Below are 7,541 nucleotides of genomic sequence, written 5' to 3' on the forward strand. Positions count from 1 at the left end.
CCCATGCTCTGCGCCCGCTATCTGCGGGTGAAACACCAGGGACAGAGCCGCTTCGAGCGTGGTTTCATCCGACTGCGTGACTGGTATGGACGCAGCCTGCGGACGATGCTTGGACATCGCGGCTGGGTATATGGCGGCGCCTTGCTGAGTCTGCTGGCCATGATCGGGCTTTTCATCATCCTCCCCAAGGGCTTCATCCCCACCGAAGACAGCGGCATGATCATGGGCAACCTGGAGTATCCCCAGGGTATTTCCTTTGCCCAACTGGAAAAGACCCAGCAGGCCATCGCTGCTGCGGTCGGCCACAACGCGGCGGTGCAGACGGTGATGTCCAGCGCCGGGCAGGGTGCCGGTGCCTTCGGTTCCGGCAACAGCGGGCGGCTGATCATCCGTCTCAAGCCGTTGGGTGAGCGGCCGTCGGGAACCCAGGTCATTGCGGAATTGCGCCAGGCCGTCAGCCATTTCGCCGGGGTGCAGGCGAGTTTCCAGTTGCCGCCCGCTATCCAGATGGGGCCGGTCTCCTCTCAGTCCAATTATCAATATATTCTGCAGAGCGAAGACCAGGACAGCCTGAACGCGGCGGCACCCAAACTGGTAGCGGCCCTGCGCAAGGTACCCGGACTGCAGTCCGTCAACAGTGACCTGCAGTTGGCCAATCCGGAGATCGAGGTACACATCCTGCATCAGCGGGCGCAGGCGCTGGGTGTTACCCCGGAAATCATCGAACAGGCGCTGAACTTTGCTTTCGGCGGCACCCAGGTGGGCACTATCTATGCCTCCACCAACCAGTATGAGGTCATTCTCGACCTGGCGCGGCAGTTTCAGGCGAATCTCGGCGCGCTTGCCGCCATCACCGTGCCGGGCAGTGCCGGGCTGGTGCCTCTGGCCGCACTGGCGCACTTCGCCTATGGTGTCGGCCCCCTGAGCATCAGCCACTACAACGGCCTGCCCAGTGTGACCATCTCCTTTAACCTGGCGCCCGGCGTTTCCCTGGGAAGCGCCACCCAGGCAGTGCAGGACACGGCGGCAAAAATATTGCCTGCGGATGTGCAGGGCGAATTCGGAGGGTCCGCGGCGGCATTCTCCCAGTCCACGGGCAGTCTGCCCATGCTGCTGCTGGCGACGGTAGCACTGATCTACGCCATTCTGGCCATTCTCTATGAAGATTTCATCCATCCCCTGACCATCCTCACTGCCCTGCCCCTGGCCGGTTTTGGCGCCTTGCTGGCCCTCTGGATATTCCATCAGGAACTCGATCTGTTCAGCTTCGTCGGCATCATCATGCTGGTGGGGCTGGTCAAAAAGAACGGCATCATCATGGTGGACTTTGCCATTCACCGCCGCCGCGAAGGGGCCAGCGCCGTCGATGCCATGGTCGACGCCTGTGTCACCCGCTTCCGCCCTATCATGATGACGAACCTTGCCGCGGTGCTGGGTATTCTGCCTATCGCCATTGGCGTCGGGGCGGGTGCTGAGTCGCGGGTGCCGCTGGGCGTGGCGGTGGCGGGCGGCATCATCGTCTCGCAGTTCCTGACGCTCTATGTGACGCCGGCATTCTATGTACTCCTTGAGGGGTGGAAGGAGCGTTGGAGGGGTAAGGTGTCTGCTTCAGAGACTGCATCTCACCGAGCGATTTAAGCGTCGCTGAGCGCTGGGCTCTGCAATATCGCCAACTTGTGATATATAACGGGCGAAGACCAACTACCCGAGAGTCTTAGATCATGCCCGCAAAAATTCTTTTCCTCTTGTTCGCGCTTACCCTATCGGGCTGCGCTTCCCTGCCACCTTCTTCCTCATCAAACGCCACCGCCAGCGCTGCCGCGCGCGGTACCGCTTTGGCCAATCGCAATAGCGAGATTGCGCAGCAACGGCTCGCCGCCGTCGCCGCCCAGCGCGCTGAGGCTGCACAACAATTCTGCCCCAACTGGCAGCAGGCGCTGGATCATGCGCGCAGCAACGCGACGGGTTGTGCGCAAATGCCCACAAACGAACAGGCCACCTGCTGGCAAGCCGTTTCCCAATGGGCACAGGAAGAGAGCCGTTATTTCCATGCCCTGGCGCCGCTTCTCCAAAGCGGTGCTTATGCATTCCCAGCAGCTCAGGCGGCACATTTTTTTGATCTGACTCAGGGGTGGGCTATTACTTGTCAAAATGGCCGAAGGGCCTGCGCCGCAGCGTCTGGCCACCAGCAGATGGACAACAGCAAAAGCGCCATCAATCAATTCTGCCGACGTTAATCAATGACGTTTCATAAGTGATGGTTATTTTCAAATTTAGGCGCATTGGTTATGCTGAGGACAATGGGGTTTTACGCAACTGGCCACGGAAATAGTCGACCCTCATCAAAGGTGATTACCATGCTCAAAGCGTTCGTCAAAGATTTCAAGATATTTTTGCAACGCGGCAATATCATTGATTTAGCCGTAGCCTTTGTTATTGGCACGGCATTTTCCGCCATTGTGACTTCATTAGTCAGCAACCTGATCATGCCACCTATCGGTATGTTGCTCAACAAAGTCGATTTTTCAAACCTCTATATCGTGTTAAAGAATGGCGCCGTTCCCGGCCCCTACCTGACTCTGGAGGCCGCCAGGAAGGCGGGGGCCGTGACCGTGAATTACGGCCTCTTTATCACTTCACTGATCAGCTTTTTTATCATTGCGCTGGTTATTTTTTCCATTGTGCGGGTCATCAACAAACTCTACCCCAAACCCGCTGCCGCCGTGACCACCAAAACCTGCCCTTTCTGTGCCTCTGCCATTCCCTTGGCCGCGACACGCTGTCCCAACTGTACCTCGCACCTGGAGTCCTGAAACCGCGGTGCGCGAGTACCCGCTACGCCCGGCATCCTGGCTCCGTTTTTGCCCACTGTTTGTGGGCCATCGCTTTGATGCCCCGCTTCGCGTATTCTCAAAACAGTTCCCCTACATTCAGGACCGGCTTTTGATCTGGGAAAATCTGTTGTATCTCATCGTCGGCATGATGCTCGGACTGCTTGCGGCTGGACTGATAGCGCGCAGCATGATCCAGCGCCAACACGATATCAGCGAGGCCCTTCGGGAAGGCAAGCAAGCCACTGCCGCTCAGATGGACAGCCTGCAGCGTGAAATAACTGCGCTGCGGCAACAGGCCCAGGAACAGCAGGAAATCCTCCGCCATGAAAGTGAACACAGGGCCAGCGCGGAAGCAGAAAGCCGCCGCGTCCCCATCCTTGAAAACACCTTAGTGACGGAACGCAACCATGCCGTTCGCCTGCAAACAGAGTTGGCCGCACTCCAGGGCCAGTTGGCGGAACTCGGTGAACGGCTGGAGCAGGAACGCCTGCGCGGCAACGAAAAACTGGCACTCCTGGAAGACGCCCGCCAACGTCTCGGCGATGCCTTCCAGTCCCTTTCCGCCGAAGCCCTGCGCCGCAACAACCAGTCCTTCCTCGAATTGGCGCGGGAGAATCTGGAGCGTTTCCAGGAAAACGCGAAGACCGATTGGGAGGGCCGCCAGAAGGCCGTGGGACAACTGGTGGAGCCTATCCGTGAGTCTCTGGAGAAAGTGGGCACCCGCATCGACGCCATGGAAAAAACCCGCGTCGATGCCTACAGCGCCCTCAATGAGCAAATTCGCGGTCTCGTACAAGACCACCTGCCGCGCCTGCATCAGGAGACCGCCGCGCTGGTGAAGGCGCTGCGCCAGCCCGCCGCCCGGGGTCGCTGGGGCGAAATGCAGCTCAAGCGCGTCGTCGAAATGGCCGGCATGCTGGCTTATTGCGACTTCACTGAGCAGGAGAGCGTTGCCACCGATAATGGCCAGCAGCGCCCCGATCTCGTGGTACGACTGCCCGGCGGCAAGCGCATCGTCGTCGATGCCAAGGCGCCTCTGAATGCCTACCTGGAGGCCATGGAAACGGAAGATGAACAAAAGCGTGCCCATTTCCTGCACAAGCATGCCAGCGAATTACGCACCCACATGACCCAACTCAGCAAAAAATCCTACTGGGAACAGTTTCAGCCGACTCCGGAGTTCGTTGTTCTATTTGTGCCCGGCGAGGTGTTTTTCAGCGCCGCCCTCCAGGAAGACCCTTCACTCATCGAATACGGGGTGGAGCAGAAGGTGATCGTGGCCAGCCCCACCACCCTCATCGCCCTGCTGCGCGCGGTGGCCTATGGCTGGCGGCAGGAGTCCTTGGCCGAGAACGCCCGGGCGATCAGTGATCTTGGCAAAGAACTCTATGATCGCCTGAGCACGTTGGCGGGTCACTGGACGCGGGTAGGCAAGGGGTTGGGCCAGGCGGTAGAAGCTTACAACAAAGCGACCGGATCACTGGAGGGCCGTGTGCTGATCTCGGCGCGCAAATTCCGCGACCTCAAGGCCGCGCCGGATAACAAAGAAATGCCCGCCATAGAACCCGTGGAACTGGCCCCGCGCCTCCTTCAGGCTGATGAGATCACTGGAGCAGAGACAACGGACCCGCTCCCGGATCGGCGCTAACGTACACCAGTTCGCCCGGAAGCGGGACAACCAGTGTCAGGAGGCGTTTTCCCGCCGCGTCTGCGCCTGCACCAGTGCCAAGGGCAGACTGAAGGTGACTTTCTCCTCTACACCAGGCGTCTCTTTCGGAATCTGCGCGCCCCAGCTCTGGAGGGTGTCGATAATCTCCTGTACCAGGCTTTCCGGTGCCGACGCTCCGGCACTGATGCCGATTTTCTCCACACCGTCAAACCATTCACGGCGCAGCTGTTGCGCATCCTCAATAAGATGCGTCGGTGTCCCCAGCCGAGTACCCAATTCCGCCAAGCGGCTGGAGTTGGAGCTGTTCGGGGCGCCCACCACCAGCAGAATATCGACGCCGGGCGCCAGCAACTTCACCGCATCCTGCCGGTTCTGGGTCGCATAGCAAATATCGTCTTTCTTCGGCCCTTCAATCAGCGGGAAGCGTGCACGCAGGGCAAGAATCACTTCAGCGGTGTCGTCCATGCTCAAGGTCGTCTGAGTAATGTAAGCGAGCCGCTCCGGGTTGCGGGGCGCCAGAACCGCCACATCGGCGACATTGGAAACCAGATACATCATGCCTTCCGCGACCTGCCCCATGGTGCCCTCCACCTCCGGATGTCCGGCGTGACCAATGAGCACCATCTCCATACCGTCCCGACTGTATTTCTTGACCTCCATATGCACCTTGGTCACCAGTGGGCAGGTGGCATCAAAGACGCTCAGCCCTCTTGCCGCCGCATTCTGGCGGACCATGATGGGCACGCCATGGGCGCTGAAGATCACCGTCGCCGCGTCCGGCACTTCATCCAGCTCTTCGACAAAAATGGCGCCACGGGCGCGCAGATCTTCGACGACATGACGGTTGTGAACGACCTCATGCCGCACATAGATGGGCGCGCCAAAAAGCTCCAACGCACGATCGACGATCTGGATCGCGCGATTGACTCCGGCGCAAAATCCACGCGGATTCGCCAATAAAATTTCCATGCTGAGATTCCCAAAATTAATCAGCTTCGATGTTCTATCCTGCCGCCCGCCCTGTCAACCACCGCGAACTGACTATTCCGGCAGGGAGCCTACCTGTGCGGGGCACGGGTGTAACCTCAGGTCTGATGCGTAGTATCATGAAAACAGGGCTTATATCTCCGGCCTGTTTTTTAAGGCGGATCATTCCCATCTGAGGACTGAACGGATGCTCATCAACTGCGTAGTGTATAACGATGGCCGCAAACAAGCGGATATTCCTCTCGAAGAGATTTCAGCGCACTTACACCAGCCCGATAACTTTGTCTGGGTGGCGCTGCAAGACGCCAGCGAAGAAGAATTGCGCGCCATGCAGGAGCAGTTCGGGCTGCATGAACTGGCTGTAGAGGATGTCCTTAACGGGATACAGCGGCCCAAAGTCGAGGAGTATGACGAGCACCTTTTTGTCTACCTGCAAGTGCCTGCCTACCATGGCGGGAAGGTGCATATCGGTCAGATCAGCATTTTTGTCGGACCCGATTTCGTGCTTTCGGTACGCCAGAACTGCGAACAGACCTTACTGGGGGTGCGCGAGCGCGCGGAACGGGAACCGCATCTGCTCAAATATGGCTCTGTCTATGTGATGTATGCCCTTTCGGACGCCGTTGTGGATCTCTTCTTCCCCATGGTAGATGCCCTGGATGATGAACTGGAACAACTGGAAACCGCCATGTTTCATAATCAGGAAACCCGCAAAAACATGGAGCGGCTCTACGAGATTAAATACAAGGTCAACGTGCTGCGTCACGCCCTCCTGCCCCTGGCCGATGGTTTCAGCAAACTCTACGGGGGTCGGGTTCCGGCGCTGGTGGGCGATGCCGAAAACTACTTCCGCGATGTCCATGATCACATCATGCTGCTCAACAGCCAGTTGGACTCCATGCGCGACACCATTTCCACCGCCATTCAGGTGAATCTCTCCCTCATCACCATTGACCACGGGGAAGTCAACAAAAAGCTCGCCGCCTGGGGTGCCATCCTGGTGCTCACCACCATTTTTACGGGCATCTGGGGCATGAACTTTAAGTACATGCCGGAATTACACTGGAAGTTCGGTTACCCGCTGGCGTTGCTCATCATGGCCAGTTGCGCCATTTATCTTTATCGACATTTCAAGAAGACAGGCTGGATCTGACGGGGGCGACTCAAAGATCGCCCCACAACGCCTGGGCGACGGCGATGGCGGCGATGGCGGCGGTCTCCGCGCGCAGGATGCGTGGTCCCATGCGCAACAAGCGAAAACCGTGGACCCGCGCGGCGGCCACCTCCTCCGCTGCCAACCCACCCTCAGGGCCACTGAGCAGGGTAATTTCCGGCCCCGGAGGGGCGATGCCAGCAAATCGCTCGCCCTCCCCCGGATCCAGCACAAAAGCGGCTCCCCGCACGGCGCCCCATGCCGCCTCCAAAGCGACCGGCGGGGCCAGCTCAGGAATGGTCGTGGCGCCACTTTGCTCACAGGCGGCAATGATGATGTCCCGCCAGCGCGCCAGACGCTTGCCCCCGCGCGCTTCACTCAGTTGCACTACCCCATGGCGGCAGGCCACCGGTTGAATCCGCCGCACCCCGAGTTCTACCGCCTTCTGCAAACTCCAATCCCAGCGCTCCCCCCGGGTCAGGGGCAAAAAGACCTGAATAGCCAAGGGCGAGAGCGTCACCTGCAAGTGGCGCCCGGCAATCTCCAGCAACGCCACCCCTGAAGACACCCCGACCAGAGTGGCGTGATAAACAGCGCCATCCCCATTAAACAAGGTAAGCGGCTGCTCATTTCGGGCGCGCAACACCTTGAGCAAATGGTGGCTGGGCCCGGCAGGAAGCAAAAAAGGTCCGCTTTCAGGGAGATTGGAATCGGCGTATAAGTGAATGCGTGGCATGAGGTCTGGCATTGAGCAGGAGAACACGGGTGGGATTATATCATCGTGACGCTGGCATGGGTGACACATGATCAAAGACACCGATTGCCGTCGCCCCCCCGTCTGGCAGACACGGTCCGGACTGGTTCCGGCCTGGATTTACAATCAGGCCCTCATTCTGCA

The 7,541-nt window shown here is 59.0% G+C and carries 7 protein-coding genes; 5 read left to right on the forward strand and 2 right to left on the reverse strand.

Annotation, left to right across the window (positions count from 1 at the left end; all coding sequences use genetic code 11):
• From B7Z66_15385 to B7Z66_15400, 4 genes are all read left to right on the forward strand, one after another.
• On the forward strand, positions 1-1,638 hold a 1,638-nt coding region (locus tag B7Z66_15385), incomplete at its 5' end, for an acriflavine resistance protein B (protein OYV74755.1).
• A gap of 83 nt (positions 1,639-1,721) precedes the next feature.
• A complete protein-coding gene (locus tag B7Z66_15390) occupies positions 1,722-2,237 on the forward strand; it encodes a hypothetical protein (GenBank protein ID OYV74751.1) in 516 nt (171 codons plus the stop codon).
• A gap of 120 nt (positions 2,238-2,357) precedes the next feature.
• Entirely contained in the window at positions 2,358-2,813 is a 456-nt protein-coding gene (locus B7Z66_15395) for a mechanosensitive ion channel protein MscL (protein OYV74752.1), read from the forward strand.
• 130 nt (positions 2,814-2,943) lie between these two features.
• Positions 2,944-4,482, forward strand: a complete 1,539-nt coding sequence (locus tag B7Z66_15400) for a DNA polymerase V (protein ID OYV74756.1) — start codon at positions 2,944-2,946, stop codon at positions 4,480-4,482.
• Positions 4,483-4,518: 36 nt separating this feature from the next.
• Here the strand turns inward: B7Z66_15400 and B7Z66_15405 are convergent, their stop codons facing one another.
• Positions 4,519-5,472: a 4-hydroxy-3-methylbut-2-enyl diphosphate reductase gene (locus B7Z66_15405; protein OYV74753.1), complete on the reverse strand. Its 954-nt coding sequence runs from the start codon at positions 5,470-5,472 to the stop codon at positions 4,519-4,521.
• Positions 5,473-5,677: 205 nt separating this feature from the next.
• On the opposite strand from B7Z66_15405, the gene B7Z66_15410 reads away from it, so the two are divergent.
• Positions 5,678-6,643: a magnesium and cobalt transport protein CorA gene (locus B7Z66_15410; protein OYV74754.1), complete on the forward strand. Its 966-nt coding sequence runs from the start codon at positions 5,678-5,680 to the stop codon at positions 6,641-6,643.
• A 10-nt stretch (positions 6,644-6,653) separates the two neighbouring features.
• On the opposite strand, the gene B7Z66_15415 is transcribed toward B7Z66_15410, so the two are convergent.
• On the reverse strand, positions 6,654-7,379 hold the full coding sequence (locus B7Z66_15415) for a 16S rRNA (uracil(1498)-N(3))-methyltransferase (protein ID OYV74757.1): 726 nt from the start codon (positions 7,377-7,379) through the stop codon (positions 6,654-6,656).
• Between the last annotated feature and the right edge of the window lie 162 nt (positions 7,380-7,541).

The organism is Chromatiales bacterium 21-64-14 (assembly GCA_002255365.1).
Taxonomy (GTDB): Bacteria; Pseudomonadota; Gammaproteobacteria; order 21-64-14; family 21-64-14; genus 21-64-14.

Coding starts and splice junctions, on each gene's coding strand:
- B7Z66_15390 (OYV74751.1), top strand. CDS start 1,722: ATGCCCGCAAAAATTCTTTTCCTCTTGTTCGCGCTTACCCTATCGGGC.
- B7Z66_15395 (OYV74752.1), top strand. CDS start 2,358: ATGCTCAAAGCGTTCGTCAAAGATTTCAAGATATTTTTGCAACGCGGC.
- B7Z66_15405 (OYV74753.1), bottom strand. CDS start 5,472: ATGGAAATTTTATTGGCGAATCCGCGTGGATTTTGCGCCGGAGTCAAT.
- B7Z66_15410 (OYV74754.1), top strand. CDS start 5,678: ATGCTCATCAACTGCGTAGTGTATAACGATGGCCGCAAACAAGCGGAT.
- B7Z66_15415 (OYV74757.1), bottom strand. CDS start 7,379: ATGCCACGCATTCACTTATACGCCGATTCCAATCTCCCTGAAAGCGGA.